General features: G+C 73.2%; 25 protein-coding genes and 1 tRNA gene. 16 read left to right on the forward strand and 10 right to left on the reverse strand.

Going from position 1 to position 24,243, the window contains the following annotated elements; genetic code table 11:
* Positions 1 to 74 precede the first annotated feature (74 nt).
* Positions 75 to 413, reverse strand: coding sequence for an ArsR/SmtB family transcription factor (locus ACZ6TV_RS16820; protein WP_465298078.1), 339 nt, complete (start codon positions 411 to 413; stop codon positions 75 to 77).
* Positions 400 to 846 (reverse strand): SRPBCC family protein, encoded by a 447-nt coding sequence (locus tag ACZ6TV_RS16825; protein WP_465298079.1) that lies wholly within the window; start codon positions 844 to 846, stop codon positions 400 to 402. The genes ACZ6TV_RS16820 and ACZ6TV_RS16825 overlap by 14 nt, the downstream gene beginning before the upstream one ends.
* 77 nt (positions 847 to 923) lie before the next feature.
* Here ACZ6TV_RS16825 and ACZ6TV_RS16830 point away from each other — a divergent pair, with 77 nt between their 5' ends.
* Complete coding sequence (locus ACZ6TV_RS16830) at positions 924 to 1,379, forward strand: YfbM family protein (RefSeq protein ID WP_465298080.1); 456 nt, start codon at positions 924 to 926, stop codon at positions 1,377 to 1,379.
* Between the two features lie 144 nt (positions 1,380 to 1,523).
* Here ACZ6TV_RS16830 and ACZ6TV_RS16835 read toward each other — a convergent pair whose 3' ends face one another.
* The gene (locus ACZ6TV_RS16835; protein ID WP_465298081.1) at positions 1,524 to 5,009 is read right to left on the reverse strand and encodes a discoidin domain-containing protein; all 3,486 of its coding nucleotides are present in this window, start codon (positions 5,007 to 5,009) and stop codon (positions 1,524 to 1,526) included.
* A 213-nt stretch (positions 5,010 to 5,222) separates the two neighbouring features.
* Positions 5,223 to 5,405 (reverse strand): hypothetical protein, encoded by a 183-nt coding sequence (locus ACZ6TV_RS16840; RefSeq protein WP_465298082.1) that lies wholly within the window; start codon positions 5,403 to 5,405, stop codon positions 5,223 to 5,225.
* A 104-nt stretch (positions 5,406 to 5,509) separates the two neighbouring features.
* On the opposite strand from ACZ6TV_RS16840, the gene ACZ6TV_RS16845 reads away from it, so the two are divergent.
* Complete coding sequence (locus tag ACZ6TV_RS16845) at positions 5,510 to 5,971, forward strand: MarR family winged helix-turn-helix transcriptional regulator (protein WP_465298083.1); 462 nt, start codon at positions 5,510 to 5,512, stop codon at positions 5,969 to 5,971.
* Between the two features lie 3 nt (positions 5,972 to 5,974).
* On the opposite strand, the gene ACZ6TV_RS16850 is transcribed toward ACZ6TV_RS16845, so the two are convergent.
* Positions 5,975 to 6,730, reverse strand: coding sequence for a DUF899 domain-containing protein (locus ACZ6TV_RS16850; protein WP_465298084.1), 756 nt, complete (start codon positions 6,728 to 6,730; stop codon positions 5,975 to 5,977).
* 31 nt (positions 6,731 to 6,761) lie between these two features.
* Positions 6,762 to 7,643: a DUF2199 domain-containing protein gene (locus ACZ6TV_RS16855; protein WP_465298085.1), complete on the reverse strand. Its 882-nt coding sequence runs from the start codon at positions 7,641 to 7,643 to the stop codon at positions 6,762 to 6,764.
* 63 nt (positions 7,644 to 7,706) lie between these two features.
* Here ACZ6TV_RS16855 and ACZ6TV_RS16860 point away from each other — a divergent pair, with 63 nt between their 5' ends.
* From ACZ6TV_RS16860 to ACZ6TV_RS16875, 4 genes are read left to right on the forward strand one after another with little or no spacing between them, the layout of a single operon-like run.
* Positions 7,707 to 8,630 (forward strand): phosphotransferase family protein, encoded by a 924-nt coding sequence (locus ACZ6TV_RS16860; protein ID WP_465298086.1) that lies wholly within the window; start codon positions 7,707 to 7,709, stop codon positions 8,628 to 8,630.
* 20 nt (positions 8,631 to 8,650) lie between these two features.
* Positions 8,651 to 9,172 carry a hypothetical protein gene (locus ACZ6TV_RS16865; protein ID WP_465298087.1) on the forward strand — a complete coding sequence of 174 codons (522 nt, stop codon included), beginning with the start codon at positions 8,651 to 8,653 and terminating at the stop codon, positions 9,170 to 9,172.
* Positions 9,153 to 10,934, forward strand: coding sequence for a lysophospholipid acyltransferase (locus tag ACZ6TV_RS16870; RefSeq protein ID WP_465298088.1), 1,782 nt, complete (start codon positions 9,153 to 9,155; stop codon positions 10,932 to 10,934). The genes ACZ6TV_RS16865 and ACZ6TV_RS16870 overlap by 20 nt, the downstream gene beginning before the upstream one ends.
* A gap of 28 nt (positions 10,935 to 10,962) precedes the next feature.
* A complete protein-coding gene (locus ACZ6TV_RS16875) occupies positions 10,963 to 11,868 on the forward strand; it encodes a serine hydrolase domain-containing protein (RefSeq protein ID WP_465298089.1) in 906 nt (301 codons plus the stop codon).
* Here ACZ6TV_RS16875 and ACZ6TV_RS16880 read toward each other — a convergent pair.
* Positions 11,846 to 12,292, reverse strand: coding sequence for a nuclear transport factor 2 family protein (locus tag ACZ6TV_RS16880; protein WP_465298090.1), 447 nt, complete (start codon positions 12,290 to 12,292; stop codon positions 11,846 to 11,848). The two genes, ACZ6TV_RS16875 and ACZ6TV_RS16880, sit on opposite strands and share 23 nt — an antisense overlap.
* A gap of 81 nt (positions 12,293 to 12,373) precedes the next feature.
* Here ACZ6TV_RS16880 and ACZ6TV_RS16885 point away from each other — a divergent pair, with 81 nt between their 5' ends.
* The 4 genes from ACZ6TV_RS16885 (at position 12,374) to ACZ6TV_RS16900 (ending at position 15,180) form a co-directional block, all read left to right on the forward strand.
* Positions 12,374 to 13,000, forward strand: coding sequence for a TetR/AcrR family transcriptional regulator (locus ACZ6TV_RS16885; RefSeq protein WP_465298091.1), 627 nt, complete (start codon positions 12,374 to 12,376; stop codon positions 12,998 to 13,000).
* Positions 12,983 to 13,053: transfer RNA gene (locus tag ACZ6TV_RS16890), tRNA-Ala, on the forward strand. Before ACZ6TV_RS16885 ends, ACZ6TV_RS16890 begins: the two co-directional genes overlap by 18 nt.
* 22 nt (positions 13,054 to 13,075) lie before the next feature.
* A complete protein-coding gene (locus tag ACZ6TV_RS16895; RefSeq protein ID WP_465298092.1) occupies positions 13,076 to 14,788 on the forward strand; it encodes a hypothetical protein in 1,713 nt (570 codons plus the stop codon).
* Entirely contained in the window at positions 14,782 to 15,180 is a 399-nt protein-coding gene (locus ACZ6TV_RS16900) for a hypothetical protein (protein ID WP_465298093.1), read from the forward strand. Before ACZ6TV_RS16895 ends, ACZ6TV_RS16900 begins: the two co-directional genes overlap by 7 nt.
* Before the next feature lie 17 nt (positions 15,181 to 15,197).
* Here ACZ6TV_RS16900 and ACZ6TV_RS16905 read toward each other — a convergent pair whose 3' ends face one another.
* Positions 15,198 to 16,010 (reverse strand): MerR family transcriptional regulator, encoded by an 813-nt coding sequence (locus ACZ6TV_RS16905; RefSeq protein WP_465298094.1) that lies wholly within the window; start codon positions 16,008 to 16,010, stop codon positions 15,198 to 15,200.
* 50 nt (positions 16,011 to 16,060) lie between these two features.
* Here ACZ6TV_RS16905 and ACZ6TV_RS16910 point away from each other — a divergent pair, with 50 nt between their 5' ends.
* Entirely contained in the window at positions 16,061 to 16,417 is a 357-nt protein-coding gene (locus tag ACZ6TV_RS16910) for a nuclear transport factor 2 family protein (protein WP_465298095.1), read from the forward strand.
* Between the two features lie 16 nt (positions 16,418 to 16,433).
* Here ACZ6TV_RS16910 and ACZ6TV_RS16915 read toward each other — a convergent pair whose 3' ends face one another.
* Entirely contained in the window at positions 16,434 to 16,562 is a 129-nt protein-coding gene (locus ACZ6TV_RS16915) for a hypothetical protein (protein WP_465298096.1), read from the reverse strand.
* A 135-nt stretch (positions 16,563 to 16,697) separates the two neighbouring features.
* Here ACZ6TV_RS16915 and ACZ6TV_RS16920 point away from each other — a divergent pair, with 135 nt between their 5' ends.
* From ACZ6TV_RS16920 to ACZ6TV_RS16940, 5 genes are all read left to right on the forward strand, one after another.
* The gene (locus ACZ6TV_RS16920; RefSeq protein WP_465298097.1) at positions 16,698 to 18,695 is read left to right on the forward strand and encodes a HEAT repeat domain-containing protein; all 1,998 of its coding nucleotides are present in this window, start codon (positions 16,698 to 16,700) and stop codon (positions 18,693 to 18,695) included.
* A complete protein-coding gene (locus tag ACZ6TV_RS16925) occupies positions 18,692 to 19,216 on the forward strand; it encodes a GrpB family protein (protein WP_465298098.1) in 525 nt (174 codons plus the stop codon). Before ACZ6TV_RS16920 ends, ACZ6TV_RS16925 begins: the two co-directional genes overlap by 4 nt.
* Positions 19,217 to 19,262: 46 nt before the next feature.
* Positions 19,263 to 20,222: an NAD(P)-dependent alcohol dehydrogenase gene (locus ACZ6TV_RS16930; protein ID WP_465298099.1), complete on the forward strand. Its 960-nt coding sequence runs from the start codon at positions 19,263 to 19,265 to the stop codon at positions 20,220 to 20,222.
* Between the two features lie 328 nt (positions 20,223 to 20,550).
* On the forward strand, positions 20,551 to 20,928 hold the full coding sequence (locus tag ACZ6TV_RS16935) for a hypothetical protein (RefSeq protein ID WP_465298100.1): 378 nt from the start codon (positions 20,551 to 20,553) through the stop codon (positions 20,926 to 20,928).
* Positions 20,929 to 20,941: 13 nt separating this feature from the next.
* The gene (locus ACZ6TV_RS16940; RefSeq protein ID WP_465298101.1) at positions 20,942 to 23,122 is read left to right on the forward strand and encodes a polyprenyl synthetase family protein; all 2,181 of its coding nucleotides are present in this window, start codon (positions 20,942 to 20,944) and stop codon (positions 23,120 to 23,122) included.
* A 29-nt stretch (positions 23,123 to 23,151) separates the two neighbouring features.
* Here ACZ6TV_RS16940 and ACZ6TV_RS16945 read toward each other — a convergent pair whose 3' ends face one another.
* Positions 23,152 to 24,027, reverse strand: a complete 876-nt coding sequence (locus ACZ6TV_RS16945; protein WP_465298102.1) for an LLM class flavin-dependent oxidoreductase — start codon at positions 24,025 to 24,027, stop codon at positions 23,152 to 23,154.
* Positions 24,028 to 24,243: the final 216 nt, after the last annotated feature.

Consider the following 24,243-nt stretch of genomic DNA (forward strand, 5'->3'; position numbering starts at 1 on the left):
GGACGTTACCAGTCGTCCGCGAGTGCGGCTCGAGTTCGATCCCGAACGATCTGTCGGCCGCCGCGGCGACCGGCCTACCGCGGGTCGCCGAGCCGGTCGCGCAGTGCCGTGAGCGGGCCGTCCCAGTCGCGGGCGAGGGCGGCGAGGAACTGCTGCGCCACCTTCATCGACGCGGAGTCCAGGCGGAAGCGGATCCGGCGCCGCTCGCCCGGCTCGGCGACGACGAGACCCGCGTCCGCGAGGAGGGTCAGGTGCTTGGCGATCGCCTGCCGGGTGATCGGCAGCCGGGCGGCGAGCTGGGTGGCGGTGGCCGGGCCGCCGGCCGCGAGCGCGGCGAGGATCCCCCGCCGGCTCGGGTCGGCCAGGGCGACGAAGACCTCCTGCGCCACCGCCTCCGGGTCAGGCCTGCCCATCGAGGTATGCGACGAGCTCGCCGAGCTCGCTGGTCCAGCCCTTGGTGTTGCCCGTGTAGGCGGTCTGGCCGGCCTCTCCGGGCAGCTGCGCGAAACCGGTCTCGACCATCGTCAGCGTGGTGCCGGCGCCGGACGGCTCGAGGGTGAACTCGACGAGGTTGCGGCGCGGATCCTCCTTGGGCAGGCCGTAGAGCGGCCAGGTGTAGGCGAAGACGTGCGGCGGCTCGACGCGCTCGATCGTCAGGTCGGCGGTGTCGCCGCTGTCCCAGATGAGCTTGGCCTTCCCGCCGACCCGCAGGTCGATCTCGGCGCGGTTGCCGAACCAGGTGCCGAGACCCTCGGCGGTGGTCAGCGCCGCCCACACCTTCTCCGGCGGGTGGGCCAGCTGCAGCGTGCGCTCGATCCGGTCGGGGAACGTCATGTCGACCTCCATGTAGCAACCATTCAGTTGCTATTGAAGCTATAGCAATCGTCAGGTTGCGTCAACCGGAACTGCGTACGATCACCACCATGCTGGGAGTGCACTTCGCCGTCACGGCGGAGCAGGAGAAGGCGCTGCTCGAGGCGGCCAGGAACGACGAGGTCGGCGACCTCCTCGAGGACCTCGAGGAGGAGTGGGACGACGAGTCCATGAAGGTCGACTCCGACAAGGCGTGGGACGCCGTGCACCGCTGCCTGGGCGAGGAGTACCCGCTGTCGCACGCGATCCTCGGCGGGGAGGATTTGAGCGAGGACGTCTGGGTCGTGTACGTCGCCGCCGAGCAGGTGCGCGACGTGGCGGCGGCCCTGCGCGGCCTGGACCGGGCGTGGCTGCGCGAGCGGTTCGACGCGTTCGACAAGGACGACTACAGGGGCGCGGGCGACGACGACGACTTCGAGTACACCTGGGACAACTTCACCGACATCCAGGCGTTCTACGACCGCGCCGTCGGCGCCGGCCGCGCGGTGGTCTTCACGGCCATGTGAGACGGCCAGGTGAAACGGCCGTGTGAAACGGCCAGGTGAAACGGCCGTGTGAGACGGCCGTGTGAAACGGCCAGGTAAAACGGCCGTGTGAGACGTGAGAGGGGGCGGCACCGCGACGCGGCACCGCCCCCGGTCGGAGCAGGGTCAGCCGGCCATCGGCTCGACCCAGATGTTGCGGTAGTACAGGTTCGCGCCGGCGTCACCGTGGTCCTGCAGACGGATCTTGCCGGTGCCCGCGCCCTCGGCGGCGCCGTTGCCGGTCGGACCGTCGATGGCCACGTTGTTGTGCACCGTCACGCCGTTCCACACGACCGTGACCCGGGCGTTCTCCGTCTTGGTGCCGGAGCTGTTGTACCGGGCCGCGCGGAACGTCACGTCGTACGTCTGCCACGTCTCCGGTGCCGTCGCCGCGTTGCTGGTCGCGGCGATCTTGTTGTAGATCGACGCGCAGGTGTCGATGCCGGGTGCCGAGGCGACCCCGTACGAGTCGAGCACCTGCAGCTCGTAGCGGTCCTGCAGGTAGATGCCGCTGTTGGAGCGCTGCTGCCCGGTGACGTTGCCCGGCAGGTTCGGCAGCCAGAACTCGATGTGCAGCTTGAAGTCGCCGAAGCTCTCCTTGCTGCGGATGTCGCCGCCGAGCACCTCGACGCCGCCGTTGCCGAGCGGCCAGGTGACCGCGCTGCCGCCGGAGCCCTCGAAGTTGTTCATGTTCGAGCCGTTGAACAGCACGATCCGGCCCGGGTTGGCACCGCCGGTCGAGTACGCCTCGAACTCGTAGATGCGGGCGGCACCGTTGCCGTCGCTGGCCGGGGTGGTGATGTTGAGCCGCAGGTAGCGGGCCTGCACGGCGGTGAAGTCGTGCGTCGTGGAGCTCAGGACGTTGCCGGTGACGGTGGCCACGGTCGTCCACGAGGTGCCGTTGGTGCTCCACTGCAGGTTGAAGTCGCGCGTGTTCCAGGCGCTGTTCTCGCCGCCGGCGCCGGCGTGCTTGAGCACGATCCGGCTGACGCTCTGGGTGGAGCCGAGGTCGACCTGCATCCACTTGCTGGCCCCGAGGGAGCACCACTTGTCGGTGTTGCCGCCGTTGACCGTGCCGTTGACCGCCTTCGCCGCAGTCTCCGTCGTCGCGCAGGAGCTGTCCTGCGTGGTGGTCTTGTTCAGCGCCAGGTTGCCGGTGGCCGGTGGCGCCGTCCCTCCGTACACCTCGAGCTCGTAGATGCGGGCGGCGGTGTTGCCGTCACTGGCCGGCGTGGTGACGTTGACCCGCACGTAGCGCGCCTGTGTCGAGGCGAAGTTGTGCGTGGTCGTGCTGGCCGTGTTGCCGGTGACCGTCGCGACCGTCGTCCACGCGGTGCCGTTCGTGCTCACCTGGACGTTGAAGTCGCGGGTGTTCCACGCCGTGTTCTCGCCGCCGGTGCCGGCGTGCTGCAGCACGACCTTGTTGATCGCCTGGGTGGCGCCGGTGTCGACCTGCAGCCACTTCGTGGCGCCCTGCGAGCACCACTTGTCGAGGTTGCCGTTGGTGGTGGTGCCGTTGACGGCGCGGGCCGCCTTCTCGTTGGTGGAGCAGTTGCTGTCGGACGTGGCGGGCTTGCCCAGCGCCAGGTTGACGGCCGGGACCTGGCCGGGGATGGCGTTGAGCGTGTACCAGACCTCGGTGCTCCACAGCGACTGGCCGTTGGCCGCGGCGAACGGCTTGGGCGAGCGGATGTGCACCACCCGGCCGGCCTTGAGGCCGGGGATGACCAGGGTGACCTTCTTGCTGTCGGCGGACAGCGTCGCCGAGGACACCGACAGGGTCTCCTCGTCGACCTTCGGGCCGCCGTACGCCGCGGTGGGCACGTAGCGCCACTGCTTCACCTTGTACTTGCTGGCGAGCGCCGTGGCGGTGGCGGCGGACAGCGGCTGGGTGTATTCGATCTCGAAGCCGTTCGCCGTCGCCTTGGTGTTGAGCATGTCGAACGTGTTGCCGCCGTTGGGGGTCAGCTTCTGCAGGCCGTAGGTGAGCTTGCCGGACTGGCCCCAGTTGCCGCCGGCGCCGAGGCCACCGACGTAGATGGCGCCGTCCGGGCCGAGCCCGACCTCGGAGATGCCGGCCTCGAGGCCCTGCGTCATCCGGTACAGCGCGCCCTGGTACTCGCCGTTGACCTTCTCCACGTTGGCCCGCTGCAGGCCGCCGTAGGTGACGTCACCGATGAGGAACTGCCCGGCGTAGATGCCGCTGGGCATGTACAGCGGGGTGCTCGGCGAGTTGCCGATCTCGTTCTGCGGCAGCCACAGCACCGGCTGGCTCACCGGCTGGTCGTCGAACAGCGCCTGCGGGTTGAGGTAGTGGTTGAAGAAGCGGCCCTGCTTGATGTGCAGCAGCTTCGACGCGGGCTGGTAGCCGCCCTGGTTGTCGGTGACGAAGATGCCGTTCTCCGGGCCCCAGCCGATGCCGTGCGGGGTGCGCAGGCCGCCGGCGACGTAGGTGAACGTCCCGTCCGCTGCGTTGATCTTGATGGTGGTGCCCCGGTTCACGACACCCTGCGGGTTCGTGGTGGCGCCGCCGTAGTCGATCGACACCGACAGGTTCAGGTAGAAGTAGCCCGCCTCGTACAGCAGGCCGAACGCGAACGAGTGGAAGTTGCCGTCGAACGGCATCGTCGCGACGGTCTGGTACTGGTCGGCGACCTCGTCACCGTTGGTGTCGACGAGCCGGGTCAGCCGCTGCTTCTCCGACACGTACACGACGCCGTTGACGACTTTGAGACCCATCGGCTCCTTGAGGTTGCTGCCGATGCGCTTGGTGGTGACGTTGCCGGGGCTGGTGGCGCCGCCGGTGTTGCCGAGGATGTACACCTCGCCGGCCTGTGACGTGCCGGACTGGTCGCTGCCGCCCCAGGTGCAGATGACCAGGCGGCCGTCGGGCAGCCAGTCCATGCCGGTGACCTTCGGCTGGAACGACGAGTTCGGCCGCAGGTTGGTCAGCGTGAAGTTGGGGTTGACCGAGGTGAGCGGCAGGCCGTCGCCGGGGGAGTCGCCGGTGCCTTCGCACTCCTTGCGGCCGGGGGCGGTGACCCGCACGACGCCGGCGTCGGTGCTGAGCACCGAGTTGGGCACCGTCACGAACGACGAGGAGCCGGGCGTCTGCCACTGCAGCGTGAGCTGCTGCCCGCCGCCCGCCTCGAAGAACTCGACGAACAGCGAGTGGTAGCCGGTGCCCAGCTGGACGGAGCCGTCCTTGGTGGTCGCGCCGTGCAGCCCGTCGTGGTTGATGACAACGTTGCCATCAACAGTCAGACGCGAGCCGTCGTCGCTGATCAGCCGGAACGTGTAGTTGCCGGCCGTGGCGATGTTGATGTTGCCGATGACCTGCGAAGTGAAGTTGTCCTCGAGGCCGAACTGGGCCGAGGTGGTCCAGTCGATCGTGGACATGAGCTTGTCGACGTTCGGCGTCTGCGCCGGCTTCAGCGTGCAGAGGCTGCTCAGGGGTGTCTGCAGGTCGAAGGTGCGCAGGGTGACGCCGGGCTCCTGTGGCGGTGGAGCGGCGGATGCGCCGGCCGAGGGCAGGACCAGCGCTGAGAACAGCAGGGTGGAGGCGAGCGCACCCACGATCGGGATGCGCGTGCGCCGGGGCGGGACGGACACGGTTCCTCCAGGGAGAGCGGGACGCTCCGCCTGTGGATACGGCAAACCGCCACGGCGGCGTGCTCGGACAACAGGCGGGGCATCACAAAATCGATGTCCTGCGGGTTGCCTGGCACGCCGATGCCTGGCGCGGTCAATCTATGAGGCTTTCATTTCCGTGTCTAGATGTTTCGTTCGCAATCGGCGAACTTTCTCTCAACATCGACAGAAGATTTAAGACGAGCTTGTCCGCTTGTAGTTCTCGCGCATCCGCTTGTACTGCGCCTTGGCCTCAGGGCTCCACCCCTGGATCGCGCCCTCGACGGTGGCCGGGCCGAAGACCTGGAACATCGCGTCGCCGAAGCGGTCCTTCTTGGGCTCCGCCGGGTTGCTGCGGGAGCGCTTGAACTTCCACATGACGACTCCTTGGTGTACTAACCATTAGGGCGCTATCAGTGTGCCACAGGCCGGGCCGTCTCCGACAGGGTCGTAGGCTGGCCGTAGGACCCACCGGAGGTGTGATGACCCACTCGACCGAGCTGGACAACCCGCTCGCCTTGGAGCAGCAGGTGTGCTTCGCGCTCGCCGTCGCCTCCCGGACGGTCATCGCCGTCTACCGCCCGCTGCTCGACCCGATGGGCCTGACGCACCCGCAGTACCTGGTGATGCTGGCGCTGTGGCAGCACTCGCCGCTGTCGCTCAACGAGCTCGCCCGGCTGCTGCAGCTCGACCCCGCCACGCTGTCGCCGCTGCTGAAGCGGCTGCAGGCGGCCGGATACATCACCCGCGAGCGGGCCGCCGCCGACGAGCGGATCCTCGAGGTCGGCCTCACCGAGGAGGGCCGCGCGCTGCGGGCCGAGGCGGAGAAGATCCCACCGGCGATCGTCGCCCGCCTCGGCATGCCCATCGAGCGGCTCCAGCAGCTGCACGCCGCGCTGACCGAGGTCATCGCGGCGGCCACCACGCCCCCGGCGGTCAGTTGAAGGTCAGTTGAAGAAGGGCGACGGGCCGCGGACGTCGCCGCCGCGCCCCTTCGGCTCCTCCCAGCTCTCCTGCCGCCCGAGCGCCGTCAGGTCGAGGATGCCGTAGGCGCCGCCGGCGTGTTCGGTGCCGCGGGCGAAGGTCGAATAGGTGTGGAAGACCTCCCCGTCGTGCCGCAGGAAGCAGCTCATCCCCGGCTGCTCGACCGGCTGCCCGGCCGGGTCGAGGATCCAGTCCATGCCGGCCGCCCGCAGCTCGTCCGGCCCGCGGTAGTTGAAGAGGACCGGCGCGACCGTCTCGTCGAACGTGACGTGGAAGTCGAAGTTGAAGTCCGACCCCGCCGACGAGTACAGCGGGATCGACCAGCCGCGCCGCAGCCGGTACTCCTGCAACCGCGCGATCGGGCCGCGCGCCACCACCGCGTACGTGGTGCTCCGCGACCGCAGGTGCCGCAGCAGCCCGTCGGAGAGCTCGTCGACGGTGGCCGTGCACCCGGCGCACCCGGATTCCGCGTCCGGCCCGAACATGAAGTGCTGCACGACCAGCTGCCGCTGACCGTCGAACAGGTCCAGCAGCCCGACCGGCCCGTCAGGCCCGTCGAAGCGGTAGTCCTTGTCGACCCGCACCATCGGCAGCTCGCGGCGCCGCGTGTTCAGCGCGTCCCTCGCCCGCAGCGCCGCCTTCTCGCGGTGGAGCAGTTCCTTGCGCGCGACCAGCCACGCCTCGCGCGACACGACATCCGGAAGGTTGAGATCACTCATACCCATACGACGAACGAGCCGCCGCGCGGATCTACACCTCGCCGTGAAAACGCACGGACCGCCAGGTGCGCAGCGCCCACTCGTGGTCGGCCGGGTCGTCGTGCACGCAGGTGACGCTGAGCATGCTGCCGGGGCGGATGACCAGGCCGTACAGCTCGTGCTGCGCACCGGCCACCAACCAGCGGGCGTGCCGCAGCTCGCCGCCGTCGCGCTCGGTGAGCCGGCCGTCGGCGGCCGGCGCTCCCTCGGTCATCATGGCGAGGACCTCGTCGACGGTCTCCGCCGGGTCGATGCCGAAGATGTCGAGGATGACGGTGCGCCCCGGCCCGACGAACCGCAGCGACCCCTCGTGCAACCTGACGGTGAACCCGGCGCCGCGCTCGACCGACCACTCGTCGCTCACCCGCGCCTGGATCGGCACCGGCAGCGCGGTCGCGAGGGACCCGAGCACGGTGTCGCGGTCCCATTCGTCGGCGACGACCCGCCCGAGTGTCGCATGTGGACTCGCCACCACGTAGGGGATCTCGTCGGCCTTGCGGACCGCCACCCGCGCGGGCGCGCCGAGAATGGCCTCTCCCCACGGCCGGATCGCGTTGGCGAGGACGCCGTCGAGCTCCAGCGCCGCATAGTCCGCGGTCCGCCAGACCTCCCGCGCCCGCCGCAGGTCGCCGGGGTGCACGCCGAGCCACGTCCCGAACGTCAGCAGCATCCCACCGGTCAGGTGCACCGGCAGCAGGCACCGCATGAACGCCCCGACGCCGTCGACCTCCAGCAGCGGCCCCTGGCCCCAGTCCGCGCCCCGCTCATGGCGCGGTGTGTCCAGGAGCGCGTCGGGCAGCAGGACCCGCACGTCCAGCTGCTCGGCGTCGAGCCCACTCCCGCACCGCTGACACGAGGGATCATGGTCCGCCACCCGGCCCACGCTACAGGTCGAACAGCGTCTCGGCCTGCGGTGGCCGCGGCATAGAGTAGGTGCGTGACGTTCGACGTCGATCGCTGGTGCCGGCGCCACCTCGGCGCCGCCGTGGCCGAGGTCATGTCCATCGGCGGTCATTTGTCGCAGGTGTACGCACTGCGCCTGTCCGACGCACGCACCGTCGCCGTCAAGGTGCGGCCGCAGTCGCCGCGCCTGCCCTCCTGCGCCGCCGTCCAGCGGGCACTGTGGCGCTCGGGGTTCCCCGCCCCGGAGCCGCTCGCCGGCCCGCTCGCCGGGTCCGGGCCGGCGGTCAGCGCCGAGACCCTGGTCCCCGGCGGTTCGATGGCACCCTCGGCCGCCGGTGTCGAGCGCGCGCACCTGTTCGCGGGGTTGCTGGCCCGGCTCATCCGGCTCGCTCCGCCGCCGGAGGAGATCGGCACCCTGGACCCGCCGCCGCCGTGGACCGCGTGGGACCACGACGTGCCCGGGGTGTGGCCCGCCGCCGACGACCGCGACGACGACCTCAACACCGCCGGGCCGCCGACGCCGTGGCTCGACGAGGCCGGGGCACGGGTCCGCGAGCGGCTCCGCGGCTTCACCCGCACCGGGCACGGCGGCCGCCTGGTCATCGGCCACGGCGACTGGGAGGCCCAGAACCTCCGCTGGCGCGGCGACGAGCCGCTCGTCGTCCACGACTGGGACAGCGTCATCGCCGCCCCCGAAGCCGCCGTGGTCGGTCTGGCCGCCGCCGTCTGGCCCTGCGGCATCGTCCCCAGACCGGCGACGCTGGCCGAGTCCGCCGCCTTCCTCGACGGGTACCAGCGCGCCACCGGCCGCACCTGGCATCCCGACGAGGTCGAGGCCGGCTGGGCCGCCGGTCTGTGGGTCGGCGCCTTCAACACGAAGAAGGCGTCGCTGGACGGCCGTGCGTGGCTGTCCCAGGACGAGGCGGAGCGGCGCCTGTCCCTCGCCGGCGCGGCCTGACCGGGGAGTAGGTTCGGGGGATGGCACGGGAGCGGCGGGCGCGGGTCGAGGACGTGCACGAGCTGGCGGCGGGCATGCCGCACGTCACCGTCGAGCACGGGTCCGGGGACAACCCGGTGTATCAGGTCGGCGGGAAGTCGTTCGTCTTCTTCCGCAACCCACGGCCCGACGCGGTCGATCCGGACACCGGCGAGCGGTATGCGGACGTGATCGTGTTCTGGGTCGAGTCCGAGGCGGACAAGCAGGCCCTCGTCCAGGACGGGTCGACGCCGTTCTTCACCACCGCGCACTTCGACGGGCACCCGTCGGTGCTGCTGCGGGCCTGCCGGGTCGGTGAGCTGAGCCGGCGGAGCTCGCCGAGCTGGTCCAGGACGCGTGGCTGGCACGGGCCTCCGCCCGCCGCGCCGCGACCTGGCTCGCCGCGCACCCTCCCGGCTGACCGCGCCGCGGCCTGGCTGGCGGCGCCCGCGTTGTTGACGGAATCCGGGCGCTGCTCCCAGACTGGCACGACGGAGGTGGCGGATGTCCTCGGACACCCCTGAAGTGGCCCAGCTGCTGGCCGACGACGGGTTCAACAGCCGGCTCGCCGAGCTGGGGGGCGAGCTCGGCCGCGACCGGGGCGAGGTGACGGCCGAGGCCGCCGGCTATCTGCGCGAGATGGGCGCGATGCACACCGCGCGGGCGATGAGCACCTGGTCGAAGTTCACGACGTGGATGTTCCGCGCGCACGAGCTGCTCGTGGACGAGGCGGCCGCGCGCCGGCTGCAGGACCTGGACCAGCAGTACTCACTGCTGTTCCTGTTCTCCCACCGGTCCTATCTGGACGGTGCGGCGGTCCCGGTGGCGCTGGACCGGCACGGGCTCAGCCCGGCGTTCACGCTCGGCGGGGCGAACCTGAACCTCTTCCCCGTCAACCATCTCGCGCGCCGCTCCGGCATCGTCTACATCCGCCGGGCGACGCAGGACCAGCCGGTGTACCGGTTGACGCTGCGCGCCTACATCGGCCGGCTGATCCGCAACAGGCAGAACCTCAGCTGGTCCATCGAGGGCGGCCGGACCCGCACGGGCAAGCTGCGGCCACCGACCTACGGCATCCTGCGCTACGTGACCGACGCGCTCGACGCCGCCCCCGGCGCCGAGGCGCTCATCGTCCCGGTGTCCATCGTGTACGAGCAGCTGCACGAGGTCGGCGCGATGACGGCGGAGGCGCGCGGGGCGAGGAAACGCCCCGAGGACGTCCGCTGGCTGGTCAACTTCGCCCGGCTGCAGGCCGACCGGCTCGGCCGTGCCTACCTGGACTTCGGTGAGCCGGTCCCGCTCCGCGAGCGGATGGCCGAGCTGCGCGACGGCGACCGGCAGGGCCGGCACGTCGTCGAGCGGATCGCCCTGGACACCTCGCACCGCATCAACCAGGCGACCCCGGTCACCGTCACCGCGGTCGTCTGCCTCGCGATGCTGGCCGCCGACCGGGCGCTCACCCTCGACGAGGTGCTGCGGACCATCGCGCCGATGGCCACCTACATCGGGTCCCGGCGCTGGCCGGTGGCCGGCGCGGCGGACCTCACCGACCGGGACACGGTCGGCCGCACCCTCTCGGAGCTGGTCGCGTCGGGGGTACTGACGAGCTACGACGGCGGCACCGACCCGGTGTGGGCGATCGGCCCGGGCCAGCACCTGGTGGCCGCGTTCTACCGCAACACGGCCATCCACCTGCTGGTCGACCGGGCGATCGGCGAGCTCGCCCTGGTCGCCGCCGCCGAAGGCGGCCCGGACGGCCTGACGACGGCGACCGGGGAGGCGATGCGCCTGCGCGAGCTGCTGAAGTTCGACTTCTTCTTCGCCCGCCGCCGGGACTTCGCCGAGCAGATGGCGCTGGAGCTGGCGATCATCGAGCCCGGCGACGGCAGCGGCCTGCGCGAGTTCACCCCGGCCGAGGCCCGCACCTGGCTGGGACAGGGCAGCCCGCTGGTCGCCCCGCTGGTCCTGCGGCCGTTCCTCGACGCCTACCACCTGGTCGCCGACCGCCTCGCCGCCGCCGCGGACCACGAGATCGACGAGCCCCGCTTCCTCGACGAGTGCCTGCGCGTCGGCCGGCAGTGGGCGCTGCAGGGCCGGCTGGCCAGCGAGGAGTCGGTGTCGCTGGAGCTGTTCAAGCCGGCGCTGCAGCTGGCCCGCCACCGCGGCCTGCTCGACCCGGCCACGCCGGACCTGCCGCAGCGCCGGGCGGACTTCCGCGACGAGCTGCGCGAGACGGTCCGCCGGGTGACCGTGGTCGCCGAGCTGGTGCGCCGGCCACCCGCATAGCCGCCCGCGGCTGGCCTACGATCCATCGGTGGACGACGACTTCCTCGACGAGTTCATGACGGCCGACCGGGAGCGCGATCTCGGTGTGTACGGGGTCCACGTGCACCGTGAGGGCGCCGACCCGGTGCAGCGGCGGGTCAGGTCCGACGACCGCGTCAACCTGTACTCGGTGTCGAAGACGTTCACGTCGGTCGCGCTCGGCATCGCCGAGGCAGAGGGCCGGCTGGGCGTCGACGACCGGCTCCTGGACCACTTCCCGGAGCTGCGCGCCGTGGCGGCCGACGGGTTCGAGGCGGTGACCCTGCGGCAGCTCGCGTCGATGTCCAGCGGCACCGGGCACGAGTGGTTCGCCGACATGCGGGTCGACGCGCCGGACCTGCTGCACGAGATCGTCGCCGCGCCGATGAGCGCCGAGCCGGGGACCCGGTTCGCCTACACCGACTCGGGGCCGTACGCGATCGGCCGGGTCATCGCGAGAGCGACCGGCGCGGACGTGCGCGCCTTCCTGACCCCGCGGCTGTTCGCGCCGCTGGACCTGCACAACCCCGCCTGGCACACGTGCCCGCTCGGGTTCCCGTTCGCGGCGAGCGACCTGTTCCTGCGGACCGCCGAGCTCGCCCGCTTCGCGCGGCTGCTGCTGCAGGACGGCGAGTGGGACGGCCGGCGGATCGTGCCGGCGGCCTACATCGCGCGGATGGTCGCCGAGCCCGCCGACACCAGCGGCCTGGCCGGCGAGGGCGAGCGGTTCACGCACGGCTATGGGCTCGGTGTCTGGCTCGACCGCGACGGCATGTTCCGGATGGACGGCCGCTACGGGCAGTACGCCGTCATCTGCCCGCGGCGCCGCGCTGCGGTCACCGTCACCGCGCACTCCGAGCGGGAGGTCGACCTGCTCGAGGCGATCCACGACCTCATCCTGGACCGGCTGCCGTAAGCCTGGCCTTGACGGCGGCGACCACGTCGTCGAGGCCGCCCCGGATCGCGGCGCCGGTGACGTGGTCGAAGTAGTCTCGGGACTCGACGATCTCGCCGTCGCGGACCCGCATGACGAAGATGCCCGGCAGCGTGAAGGGCACCCCGTCGGCGGTCCCCTCATAGGCGAACTCGGCGACGATGACCTCGGGGTCGGTCGTCTCGTGGACGGTGATGCCGGTGGCCCGGCGCTCGATGCGCGGCCCGGCACCGGCCGGCGGCGTGAAGTGCTCGCGGAGCTCGTCGCGGCTGCGCAGCGCCGGGGCGCGGTGCGGGTCGAACGGGTGCACGACGTGCGTGCGCTCCGCATACAGCTCGGGCAGCTCCTCCCACCGCCCCGCCGCGACCCCGTCGACGAGCTTCCGGAAGACGTCCTGCGGGCGCATGGCGGGCACCTTTCGCTACGATACGGAGTCTCGACTCCGAATATATGGAGTCCAGACTTCGGATGTCAATGAGGAGGCACGATGACCGGACGCGTCCAGCGCGTCGACGCGCGGGCCAACCGCGAACGCATCCTCGACGTCGCCGAGGACGTCTTCGGCACGGGCGGCAAGGCCGCGTCGACGGAGGAGGTGGCCCGCCGCGCCGGCGTCGGCATCGCCACCGTCTTCCGGCACTTCCCGACCAAGGCCGCGCTGGTCGAGGCCGTCCTGGTGCGCCGCTTCGACCGCCTGCGCGGCCGTGCCGAGACCCTCCTGCACGCCCCCGACCCGGGCCCCGCCTTCTACGGCTTCTTCACCGAACTGGTCGCCGACGCGGCCACGAAGATCGCCATCGGCGAGGCCCTGCACGACCTGTCCGGCGACGACGGCGCCGGCGAGGCGATGGCCGCCTCCCTCGCCCTGCGCCGCACCTTCGGCACCCTGCTGCAGCACGCCCAACAGGCCGGCGCCGTCCGCGACGACGCCGAGCTGCCCGAGGTGTACGCCCTGCTCGTCGCCACCTCACGGGCCGCCTCCCAGGCGGACATCGACGACGACGTACGGACCCGGATGCTCGCGATCGTCTTCGACGGCCTGGCCGGGAAACCCCGGGACAGCGCGGACCCACATGGTCTACGGTCGAGCGATCAACAGCGTGTAGCTCAGTGAGCAGAGCACCGGGCTGCACCCGGAGGGCGCGGGAGCAAAGCCCGCCACGCTGGCATGGACCCTCACGGTTACCCGATGGCACAGCTGGCGAAGGCGTTCACGGCCGCGGTCTCCGGCGGTGATCCGCGCGCCGACCGGCGGGCCCGCCAATGGTGGGACGTGCTGCGAGGGATGCGCTCAGGAAGGCTGACCGTCGGCTCCCGCACCCCGGTCGCCGGGTGGCCCGCCTGGGTGACGCCCGAGGTGGCGCGCGGCGGGTTCGCCACCGGCACCGCAGCGGCCGGCGGGCCGCTGCGCCCGCACGAGACCGCCCTCGCGGACCGCGCCGGCCTCGACCCGGCGCGCGGCCCGATCTTCGCCTGGCACCTCGGCGACGCCGGCCTCGACGCCCTCCACACGATGCTGGACAGCGGCGCGTACCGCCTCGAAGTCCCCGAGCAGGGAGCGCTGCTGAGCGTGGCGTGGCTGGTGCGGGCCGGGGACCGTGCCGCGGCGCTGGACCTGCTCGACGCGCTCGGGCCGTTCGCCGGTGAGCTGTGCTTCACCCCGGTGCCCGACCGCGCGGCGGCGGCCCGCGACTGGGAGGTCGTGTGGCGCGAGCCCGCCGGCACGGCCGCCGCGGCGTTGCGGGGGCGGACGGAGAACGAGCGGATCGCGGCGATGCGCGAGGCGCTGACGGTCTGGAACCCGTTCGGCGACGAGCTGCTCGCACTGTGGTTGGACACCCGCGACGGGTCCGGGACCGTCGCCGCCGTCTTCCCGCCCGGCTGGCAGGCGCGGGCGGAGGAGCTCGCCGCCCGCTACGAGCGGCTCGCCGCCGTCCACCAGCGCTGCGGCAAGCACCGCCGCCGCCGGGAGAACCTCGCCGTCCTGCGCACCGCGACCAAGGAGCAGGTCGCCGGCGCGCTCACCCCGCGGACGCTCGGCCTGCTCCGGAAGGTGGTCGAGGCGATGGTCGCCCGGCGCGGCCTGCCCGGGTCGCCCGGACACGCCGCCCTCCGCGCGACGCAGGCCGCCGAGGCGGCCCGTCCCGGCCTGCACGTCACCGCCCAGGCCGTCGCGGACCGGATCGGGGCGCTGGACCCGGACGCCGGGATCAGCGACGTCGACGCCGTGTGCGCACCCGTCGCAGGACGTCCCGTGCCCGACCCGATCCGGCGTGTGGTCCACCGCGCGGCCGCCGGCACCGTCACGGAACTCATCGACGCGGGCGTCGTCCCGTCCGCGGAGGTCCTCGCCGGTCTGGTACCGCAGCTGTCCGCGACCACGAGCGCCGCCGCCTACCCGGACCCGGCGCTGCGCACGCTGATGGCCGCCTCGTACCGCGCGTCCGCGGCCGCCGGTCGCTGCTGCTGCTCGACCTGGAGCACCAGGTGCGGATGGACGAGCTGCCATGGGTGCGGGCCCTCGCGGCGCACCGGCAGGCGACCGCCGGCACCCGCGACGAGGCCCGCGCGACGCTCGTCCGGCTCGGGGAGGACGCCCTCGGCGGGTTCCCGGCGACCCTGCTGCCCAACCCGCTCGTCACGGAGCTCGCCGCGCTCAGCCGCGCCGCCGGGGACGACCTGCCGTGGGTGGAGGAGCTCGCCGCGGACATCTTCATGGGCCGGTTCTCCCCGAAGTTCGCCGGCGCCGCCCGCCTCGCCGGGCAGGTCCTCGCCGGCAGCCTGTACGCGCGGTACTACGACATCGACACGTTCGACACCGCCGACTTCGGCGAGCTGTGCCGTGCCCGGGCGGACGTGCCCACCTCGCGCCGCTCGTGGGTCGCGGCCAACGGCATGGTGATCGAACAGGCGCAGATCCTCACCACGCACAACCTCGCCACCCTCGCGTCCCTCGGCGTCGTGCCGCCCGGCGGATGGGCGGCCCTCGCCCGGCGTACGTTCGCGACCGTGGTCCGGCTCACCGGCCGCCTCGACAACAACCCGCGCCCGCTGCCGACGGTGAAGGACATCGCGTACGCGTGGCGGCACCTCGTCTGCTACCTGTCGATGCCCGGCGCCGGCGACCCGGGCCCGGTCGTCGAAGCGCTCCGCGAAGACCTCGCCGCCGCACCCGCACCCGTGTCGACGCGGCTGACACCCGTCGTGGACGGGCTGGAAACCGGGGGCCGCCCGCTGCTGGGATGGACCGTCCGCCCGCATCCGCTCCTGGAACCCGCCGCCGACCGGACGTGACGGCGCCGGCCGGGTGTCTAGCCGGGGGCCAGCCGGAACACCGGCCAGCCGATCTCGGTGCGCCAGTCGGCGGCGACCGCCGTGTCGCGCGGGCCGACCGGGTAGGTCTCATGCACCGGGCCGTCGACGGTCAGGGCGTGCCCGACGACCCACGCGCCGAGCCGCCCGTACGTGACGTCGATGTCGTCGTGCGGGCCCTCGTGCACCGCGACCGCCAGGTCCGTCGCCGGCAGCTCGACGACCTCGATCCGGCCCAGCGCGCGAGGCGCACGGACCGGGTGGAACACCGTCACGACCCCGGCGCCGCCGGTGAACAGCTCGTTGTCGTACCGGCCACCGGGCGGCCCGGTCCGTTCGGCCGGCGGGAAGGCGGCGTCGAGCTCGGCCATCGCCGCGTCGTACCAGCCGAGCACATCGGCATGCGAGACCTTGTCGCTGACGGCGGCCACGGTCCGCGCCGGCACCGAGCGCAGCTGGACCTCGAGGCCCGCCGGCGCCGGCCGCAGCAGCCGCCGCAGCGACACGACCGCGGCGCGGGTGCGCTCCAGCTCGCCCTCGAGCCGCCGGAGGTGCCCGGCGACCAGGTCGGCGCGCCGCCCAGGGTCGCCGGTGGCGAGGATCGCCTTGACCTCGGCGAGCGGGACGCCGAGCTGCCGCAGCCGGTGGATGACCTGCGCGGCCGGGATCTGTCCGGGCTCGTAGTAGCGGTACCTGGTGGCCGGGTCGACGTGCGCCGGTTCGAGGAGCCCGCCCTCGTGGTAGCGGCGCAACGTCCGCACGCTCAGGTGGGTCAGCGTGGCGAACTCCCCGATCGTCAGGCCTTCGCGCATGTGCCCAGTCTGCTTGACCCTCTCCCCGGGAGAGACCCGAAGGTGGGGACATGACCGAAACCCCGATCGCACCGGCGGACCTGCCCGCCGTCATCCTCACGTACCTCACCGCACACCAGGCCCGCGACGCGGCGACGGCGGCGGCCACCTGTACCGGCGACGCCGTCGTCACCGATGACGGCAAGACGTATCGCGGCCCGGCCGAGATCCAGGCCTGGATCCGTGACGCGGCGAGCGAATACCGCTACACCACCACCGTCACCGCCGCCACCCGGATCGACGCCACGCGCTACGCCGCCCTCCACCACCTGGAAGGCGACTTCCCCGGCGGCACCGTCGACCTGTCGTACCGCTTCACCCTGCGCGGCGACCTGATCGCCGGCCTGACGATCGCCCCAGCGCACTGAACACCGGGGAAGCCGGTCACAGCAGGCCCCGGTCGCGCAACAGGGCGGCCTGTGCCGGCGGCAGGCAGGCGGCGAGGTTGCGTTCGAGGTCGGCCATCTCCAGGTCGACCGCGTAGACGACGAAGTCGTCGGTGACCGGGAGCACCCGCGACCACCGCATCGTGCGCCGCCGCCCGTCGCGCGGAGTACTCCTCGGCCAGGCGCGGGAAGCGCGCGTCGAGGTCCGTGAGGGCGGCGCCGGACATGTGCCGGATCGTACCGGGCGGCTACGCTGCTGGCCGTGTACGCCGGACTGGACGCGGTCGACTGGGCCTCGATGCGGCACGCCTACGGCCCGGCCGGTGAGGTGCCGGACCTGCTGCGCAGCCTCGTCGACGAGGACCCGGCGACCCGCGAGGAGGCCCTCGACGCGATGTACGGCGCCGTCCACCATCAGGGCGACGTCTACGACTGCACCCTCGCCGCGGTGCCGTTCCTGCTGGAAGCGCTGCGCACCCCGGGCGCGCCGGGGCGGGCCGGCATCGCTGAACTCCTGGCGAGCATCGGGGCGGCGGACGAATGGCCGTACACGAGCGACGACGAAGAAGACGAGGACGACCCGGACAGCTGGGCCGCGATGATGGCACGGACCGGACGGGCGCGGGAGCTCATCGCCGGGGCCGATCTCAGCCACCTGCTCGACGATCCGGATCCTGAGGTGCGGGCGGCCGTGCCGCGGCTGCTGACCGCGTGCGACGGCGACCCGCGGGTTCCGGGGCTGCTGGCCGACCGGCTGGCGGTGGAGACCGACGCCGAGGGGCGGCGGGCGTTGCTCGACGCGCTCGGCCGGTTCGCCGCGGCCGACGCGGGTGTCACCGCGCACCTGCTGCGGGTCGCGGCGACCGCGGCGGAGGCGTCGACGAGGGTCGCCGCGCTCATCGCGGTCGCCCGCGTCGACCCCGCGGTGGTGCCGCTCGACGGGGTCGTGGCGTTGCTGGAGCGGGCGTACGCGGAGGACGCCGGGCCCGCCGAGCCGGCCGGGTTCACCACGGACACGCACATCGGGGCGGTCCGGGTCCTGTTCGAGGAACTGGACGCGCACCGGCGGGCGCCGCACGCGGCCCGGCTCGTCGACGAGCTCACCGACGTGCTCGGGCCGCGGGTCGCCGAGCGCACGGCGATCCTGGAGGAGCTGCTGCGCTCGCCGCACGCAGACGTCGTCGACGACGCGTTGTACGGCGCGACCAAACTCGTCGAGCGGTGGCGCGGTGACCACAGTGGCCTGATCAGGCTCGTCGGCGAGCACCTCACGCACCCGTCGTCGCAGGTCCGCGGGCATGCCGTCAAGATGCTGCGGTACTGGGCGCCGCTGACCGCCGTGGTCGCCGACCGGGTCGCGGCGGTCGTCGCCGACCTGGCGGCCCGGCCGTGGCGGGACGGGCTGCCCGCGTGGGCCGACCCGGGGCCGCACCCGGCGCTGGATACCCTGGCCCGGCTCGGCGACGAGCGGGTGCTGCCGCTGCTCCTTGCCGCGCTGCGCCTCGACCGGGGCCCGCGGGACGTCGGCCACCTGCTGGCCCGCTATCCGGGGCACGCCGCGCGGATCGTCGAGGCGATCCTGCCCGCGCTGCCGTCCCGCCGGCCCGGTGAGCGTCCACCGCCGACGTGGTACGGCTTCCACGCCGCCCTGCGCGCGTTCGGGCCGGACTCGGCGCCGGCGGTGCCGTGGCTGACGGCGAGCCTTCCCGACGAGTGGACCGCCGGCACCCTCGGGCTGATCGGCCCGGCCGCGGCCCCGGCGACCGCGGCGCTGCGCGCCGCCGCCGGTGGTGACGACGCCAGGCTGGCCGTCGCGGCCGCGGGCGCGTTGTGGCGGATCGGCGGCGCGCCGGAGGCGGTGCCGCTGCTGACCGCCCGCCTCGACGAGCCGTCCGCCTTCGCCGAGCTCGCCGGGATGGGCGCCGCCGCGTCGGAGGCCGCGCCGCGGGTGGCGGCGTTCCTGGACGTCCCGGACACGTCCTGGCGACGGCCCACGCAGGCGGCGCTCGCACTGTGGCGGATCACCGGCGACGCGACCCGGTCCGTGCCGGTGCTCGCGGCGGCGTGGGCCGGCAACCCGCTGCTGCGCAATGACATCGCGGCGGCGGCGACCGGCGCGCTCGCCGAGGGGCTGGCGCCGCTGCTGCGTGCGGAGCTCGCCGAGCCGGGCCGCTGCGGCGTCAGCTCCACGTCGTGGTCCAGCGCGCAGGTCACCGACGACGAACGGCTCCTGGCCACGATCGGTAGGGTCCTGGCGTGACGATCGAGATCCACGACCACGACCCGGCCTGGGCGGGGCTCGCCCGGCAGGCGGTCGGCGAGTTGTGTTCGGCGCTGCCCGGCGCGTTCGGTGTCGTCGAGCACGTGGGCAGCACCGCGGTGCCTGGGCTGGCGGCGAAACCCGTCATCGACCTCATGGCGGCCACCGGCGACCTCGGCACCGTTGTGGGCAACGACGACGTCCTCGCGGCGCTGGGGTACCGGCGGCTGGAGACCGGCATGCGGGGGCGGCTGTTCTACCGGCGGGACGGTGCGCCCGCCTACCACCTGCACGTCGTCACCGCCGGCACCTGGGACACCCGCAACGAGCGGCTGCTGCGCGACCACCTCCTGCGGCACCCCGCGGACCGCGACGAGTACGGCCGCCTGAAACGGGAGCTCGCCGCCGCCGGGCATGACGGTGACACGTACACCCGCCGGAAAACGGCACTCATCCAGCGGATGGTCGACGCGGCCCGCGACGCGCGGGGACTCGACCGCGTCGACGTGTGGGAGGACTGAGCGGCACTCAGCGGGTTAACAGCATCGTCACCGCATGATGGCGCGCATGCGAGCGGTCATGTTCCGGGCGTACGGCCCGCCCGAGGTCCTCACCCAGGCGGAGCTGCCGGCGCCGGTGCCGAAGGACGACCAGGTCCTGATCCGGGTGCACGCCACCACCGTCACGTCCGCCGAGTGCGGGATGCGCCGCGGCGAACCGCGGTGGGGGCGGGTCGTCCTCGGGCTGCGCCGACCGCGCAGGGGCATCCGCGTGCTCGGCCTCGAGTTCGCCGGTCAGGTCACCGCCGTCGGCCCCCTCGTACGGCGGCACCGCGTCGGTGACCGGGTGTTCGGGTTCACCGGCTTCGCCGTCGGCGCGAACGCCGAGTACAAGTGCCTGCCGGAGAAGGCGTCCTTCACCACCATGCCGGACGGCGTCGGCTACCCGGAGGCCGCCGCGGCCGTCGACGGGTTCACCACCGCCTGGTACTTCCTGCACACCCTCGCCCAGGTCCAGGCCGGGCAGAAGGTCCTGGTGATCGGCGCGTCCGGCAGCATCGGCACGTACGCGGTGCAGATCGCGGCCCTGGCCGGCGCCGAGGTCCACGGCGTGTGCAGCGGCCGCAACGCGGAACTCGTCGAGTCCCTCGGCGCGACCCGCGTCCACGACCACACCGTCTCGGACTTCACCGCCAGCGGCGAACGCTACGACGTCATCTTCGACACCGTCACCCGCAGCACGTTCGCCCGGTGCCGGCCGGTTCTCGCGCCGGGCGGCTGCTACCTGCCGACGACCGGCCTGGTCAACAACGTCCACGCCCTGCGGACCGCGGTCACCGGCGGTCCCCGCGTCCGCACCGGCATGTCGGTGCGCAAACACGAGGCCCTGGCCCAGCTCCACGACCTGATCGCCCAGCAACGCATCCGGGTCGTCATCGACCGCTCCTACCCGCTGTCGGACATCGTCGAGGCACACCGGTACGTCGACAGCGGCCGCAAGGTCGGCAACGTCGTCATCACCGTCTGACCCTCGGACGGCGAGCATCCGGTTAGGCTGCCGCGCATGTACGAGGGGCTCGACGAGCTGGACTGGTCCGGCGGCGGCCGCGACGGTACCGTGGCTGCTCGCCGACCCGCTCGACGCCGGGTCGGCCACGACGCTGGGACGCATCGGCCCGGCCGCCGCCGAAGCGGTCCCGGCGCTGCGCGCGGCCGCCACCGGCGACGACGCCAGGTTCGCCGTCGCCGCCGCCGGTGCGCTGTGGCGGATCGAGGGTTCACCGGCGGTACTGCCGCTGCTGACCGCGCGGCTCGACGGTCACGCGGGCACCGCCGCGCTGGAGGAGATCGCCGGAATGGGCCCGGCCGCGGCACCGGCCGCACCGCACGTCACGAGGTACCTGGACGCGCCGGACTGGACCTGGTGGCGCCCGGCACGTGCGGCCCTCGCCCTGTGGCACCTCACCGGCGACGCGGAGCGGGTCGCGCCGGCGCTGACCGCCGCCTGGCACGGCAACCCGCGCACCCGTCCCGAGATCGCCGCGGCGGCCGTCGCGGGGCTGGCCGCCGCGCTGGCGCTGCTGCTGCTCGCCGAGCTGGGCGAGCCGCGCCGGCACGCCGGCCAGGGGGTGGTCAGCCGCGACGAATGCCTGCTCGCGGCCTGTCGTCGGGGGCTGGCGAGCGCGGGCCGCCTACCATCGGGCTCCAACGTCGCGCGCGCCGGGAGGGAGTAGTGCCGTAGCCCCGATGAGTGAGCCAGCCGAGGCCCGTGGCCCGTTCGCGTTCTGTCAGGAGGACCTGGCGGAGGGCAGGTTGCTGGTGGGGGTCGGGCACACGCTGGCCGACTTCCGGGCCTGGGCCGGGGCCAACCCGGAGGCGGTCGAGCGGCACGTCGACCTGTGCACCGAGCAGCTGCGGGAAGCCGGCCGGTTCGGGTGGCGGCGGGCGCGGGTCCGGCAGCGCAGGGAGCTGGTGCACTTCAGCGTCTTCAACCTTGCCGAGGTGCCGGCGCCGGAGGCGGTGGAAGCGGTCACGAAGACGCGGCTGCCGAGCGTGCGGGAGGTCCTCGGCGACATCGACGAGCGGCGCGGGGCGGCCGGGGTCGTCGCGGCGCTGGAGCGGCACCTGCCGGCGTTGCGGGACACGGCCGAGGCGCGGTGGCTCGCCGGGCGGCTGGAGCATCTGCACCGCATCCTGCCCGACGCGGTGGTGCGGGCCGGCGGGATGGGGAAGGTGGTGCGGGCCGCCACCGGGGTGCTGCTCATCGCGGCCCACAGCGGCGCGGCGGACCTCGCGGGTGTCGTGCGCGGCGCGTACGGGCTCGGCGCGGCCTACGCGATCGTCGACGACACGCTGCACGACGGGCCCGGCCGGTACCTGCGGCAGCGGGACCGGGAGCGGCTGCACGAGCTGGTCATGAAGGGGCTCGCGACGGGGGAGCCGGCGGACCTCGCCGAGGTGCCGGAGCACCCCCTCGCCGAGGAGCTGCACGCCGTGCACGGGTGGCTGCTCGAGGACTACCCGTTCGGTGAGTACCGGCACCTGTACCACGCGGCCGAGGCGATGTACCTCGCGCAACACCGTGAGACAGGGCGGGCGGCGGGCGGGCCGGAGGCGACGTACCCGGACATGTTCGTCAAGGCGGGCATGAGCCGGGTCATCGCGAACCTCCTCGCGCGCCGCCGGGTCGGCGACGGGTTCTACCGCCGGTGCATCAACACGATCTTCGTCAGCCAGCTCCGCGACGACGTCGTCGACGCCGCCGAGGACGAGCGGGCGGGGCGCCGGACGGCGGCCGGTGTGGACGACCTGTTCGCGTATCAGGCGTACGTCGCGGAGGAGGTCTACGGCGGTGACCCCGTGGCCGCGGACGCGCTCGCGTACTACACCAGCACCCGGCTGAGCCGCGCCGAGGACCTGCGCGCGCACCGCACCGGCAGCGCCGCGGTCGGCCGGTTCCTGGCCGCGGCCGCCGGGAGACCCGCCCGGGCGGACGTGGCGGAGCAGCGGCTGCGGGAGCGGGCCGGGCGGGTGCTGTCGAGCCGGGCGCCGACCGCCGTCGACTGCCGCACGTTCATCGCCGATCGGGTGCCGTACGTCAACGGCCTGCTCGACCGGCGCTGGCCGGCGCGCGACGGCGACGATCTGGACGCCGTCATCGGGCATGCGCTCGCGGGGTCGGCGAAACGCCTCCGGCCGGCGCTCGGGCTCATGCTCGCCGAGGGGCTCGGCGTGGACCCGGCGACCATCGAGCCGGTCCTCGTCGCCGGCGAGCTGTTCCACACCGCGAGCCTGGTCTTCGACGACCTGCCGGCGCAGGACGGCGCGACGCTGCGCCGCGGACGGCCCGCGCTGCACATGGTGTACGGCGAGGCGAGCGCCCAGCTGGCGGCCCTGTCGATGGTCTCGTCCGCGTTCGGCCTGGTGGCCCAGCTGGACCGTGCCTTCCCGGCGGGCCGGGTCACGAAGGTCATCGACTACGTGGGCTCGGTCCTCGGCCCGGCGGGCCTGTGCCGCGGCCAGCACCTCGACCTGCGGCTCGGCACGGACACCGGTCCGGCGCAGATCATCGAGATGTACGGCCTCAAGACCTCCACGGCGATCGAGGCGGCACTGGTGCCGCTGCTGATGCTGCTGGGCCGGCCGCCGGAGCAGATCGAGGAGCTCAAACGGTTCGCCTTCCACGCCGGTGTGGTGTTCCAGCTGCACGACGACGTCCTGGACGCGACCTCGTCGGCCGGGCTGCTCGGCAAGGACGCCGGCCACGACACCGCCAAGGCCAACATCGTGCGCACCTGCGGCCTCGCCGAGGCCCGCCGCCTGACCGCGGAACACCTCGCCGAGGCGGAGGCGTGCTGCGCCCGCCTGCCGTTCGACACCGACCTGCTCGCCTGCGCCGCCCGCCACTTCGCGACCCGCCGGCACTGACCGCGCGGCGAGCCGCCGGAGGGGATGCGTCAGAGGAGGCGTTCGGCGATCGCGTCGGCGATCTCGGGGTCCTCGGTCCACACCGGGTCGCCGGGCCGCGGGTCGTGGAAGACGATGTCGGTGAAGCCGAGCGCCTCGTAGCGGCCGACGAAGTCCTCGAACGCCGCCACGCTCGCCAGGGGCCGTTCCGCGGTGTTCCCGACCAGGTAGATGCGCTCGATCGACGCCGGGTCCCGGCCGGCCGCCGCGCAGTGGTCCTCGAGGATCGCGGCCTGCCCGCGTACCGCTGCCTCGATCGCGGCCGGTGACTGGTCCGCGGCGTCGGGCTCGCCGAAGGTGATCCACGCGTCGGCGAACCGTGCGGTGAGCGCCAGCGTCTTCGGCCCCGCCGCCGCGACGGCCAGCGGCAGCCGGGGCCGCTGGACGCAGCCGGGGACCATCCGCGCGTCGTCGACGGTGTAGTGCTCGCCCCGGTGCGAGTACACCGGCTCCCGCAGCAGCCCGTCGAGCACCTCGGTGAACTCGGCGAGCCGCGCCGCCCGCTGCCGCGGCGTGCGGACCTCCTCGCCGAGGACGGTCGCGTCGAAGCCGGTGCCGCCGGCGCCGACGCCGAGGGTGAGCCGGCCGCCGCTGACGTGGTCGAGGGTCATCGCCTCCTTCGCCAGCTGCACGGGATGCCGGAACGTCGGCGACGTGACCATCGTGCCGAGCCGCACCCGGCTGGTCACCCCGGCGAGCCCGGTCAGCCAGGGGATCGCGGCGTGCCACGGCTCGTCGCGGTACCGGCGCCAGGACAGGTGGTCGTAGGTCCACAGGTGCGAGTAGCCGAGCGCCTCGAGGTGCCTGGCCCGTTCGACGGTCCGTGCCCAGGGGTCGGTGGGGAGGAGCAGCACACCGAGTCGCATCCCATGATCCTATGCCGCTGCCGCCGCCGGACGAGGAGACCGGCGGCGACGACGAGCAGCGCGGCGCCGTACCCGGCCCGCTGCACGGTGGTCTGCACGAGGCCGAGGTCCGTGGCGAGCTGAGCGAACGTCCCGGCGACGGCGAGCGTGAGCCACTCCACGGGCGCGCCGTAGGCGACGAGCATCACCAGCAGCATCGCGTACCACGGGTAGGTC

The organism is Dactylosporangium sp. NPDC051087, from assembly GCF_055586325.1.

Bases quoted from the DNA above. Each gene is read 5' to 3' on its own strand.
- ACZ6TV_RS16820 (WP_465298078.1), bottom strand. From the start codon at position 413: ATGGGCAGGCCTGACCCGGAGGCGGTGGCGCAGGAGGTCTTCGTCGCC.
- ACZ6TV_RS16825 (WP_465298079.1), bottom strand. From the start codon at position 846: ATGGAGGTCGACATGACGTTCCCCGACCGGATCGAGCGCACGCTGCAG.
- ACZ6TV_RS16830 (WP_465298080.1), top strand. From the start codon at position 924: ATGCTGGGAGTGCACTTCGCCGTCACGGCGGAGCAGGAGAAGGCGCTG.
- ACZ6TV_RS16840 (WP_465298082.1), bottom strand. From the start codon at position 5,405: ATGTGGAAGTTCAAGCGCTCCCGCAGCAACCCGGCGGAGCCCAAGAAG.
- ACZ6TV_RS16845 (WP_465298083.1), top strand. From the start codon at position 5,510: ATGACCCACTCGACCGAGCTGGACAACCCGCTCGCCTTGGAGCAGCAG.
- ACZ6TV_RS16850 (WP_465298084.1), bottom strand. From the start codon at position 6,730: ATGAGTGATCTCAACCTTCCGGATGTCGTGTCGCGCGAGGCGTGGCTG.
- ACZ6TV_RS16865 (WP_465298087.1), top strand. From the start codon at position 8,651: ATGGCACGGGAGCGGCGGGCGCGGGTCGAGGACGTGCACGAGCTGGCG.
- ACZ6TV_RS16870 (WP_465298088.1), top strand. From the start codon at position 9,153: ATGTCCTCGGACACCCCTGAAGTGGCCCAGCTGCTGGCCGACGACGGG.
- ACZ6TV_RS16880 (WP_465298090.1), bottom strand. From the start codon at position 12,292: ATGCGCCCGCAGGACGTCTTCCGGAAGCTCGTCGACGGGGTCGCGGCG.
- ACZ6TV_RS16885 (WP_465298091.1), top strand. From the start codon at position 12,374: ATGACCGGACGCGTCCAGCGCGTCGACGCGCGGGCCAACCGCGAACGC.
- ACZ6TV_RS16895 (WP_465298092.1), top strand. From the start codon at position 13,076: ATGGCACAGCTGGCGAAGGCGTTCACGGCCGCGGTCTCCGGCGGTGAT.
- ACZ6TV_RS16900 (WP_465298093.1), top strand. From the start codon at position 14,782: ATGGTGATCGAACAGGCGCAGATCCTCACCACGCACAACCTCGCCACC.
- ACZ6TV_RS16905 (WP_465298094.1), bottom strand. From the start codon at position 16,010: ATGCGCGAAGGCCTGACGATCGGGGAGTTCGCCACGCTGACCCACCTG.
- ACZ6TV_RS16910 (WP_465298095.1), top strand. From the start codon at position 16,061: ATGACCGAAACCCCGATCGCACCGGCGGACCTGCCCGCCGTCATCCTC.
- ACZ6TV_RS16930 (WP_465298099.1), top strand. From the start codon at position 19,263: ATGCGAGCGGTCATGTTCCGGGCGTACGGCCCGCCCGAGGTCCTCACC.
- ACZ6TV_RS16935 (WP_465298100.1), top strand. From the start codon at position 20,551: ATGGGCCCGGCCGCGGCACCGGCCGCACCGCACGTCACGAGGTACCTG.
- ACZ6TV_RS16940 (WP_465298101.1), top strand. From the start codon at position 20,942: ATGAGTGAGCCAGCCGAGGCCCGTGGCCCGTTCGCGTTCTGTCAGGAG.
- ACZ6TV_RS16945 (WP_465298102.1), bottom strand. From the start codon at position 24,027: ATGCGACTCGGTGTGCTGCTCCTCCCCACCGACCCCTGGGCACGGACC.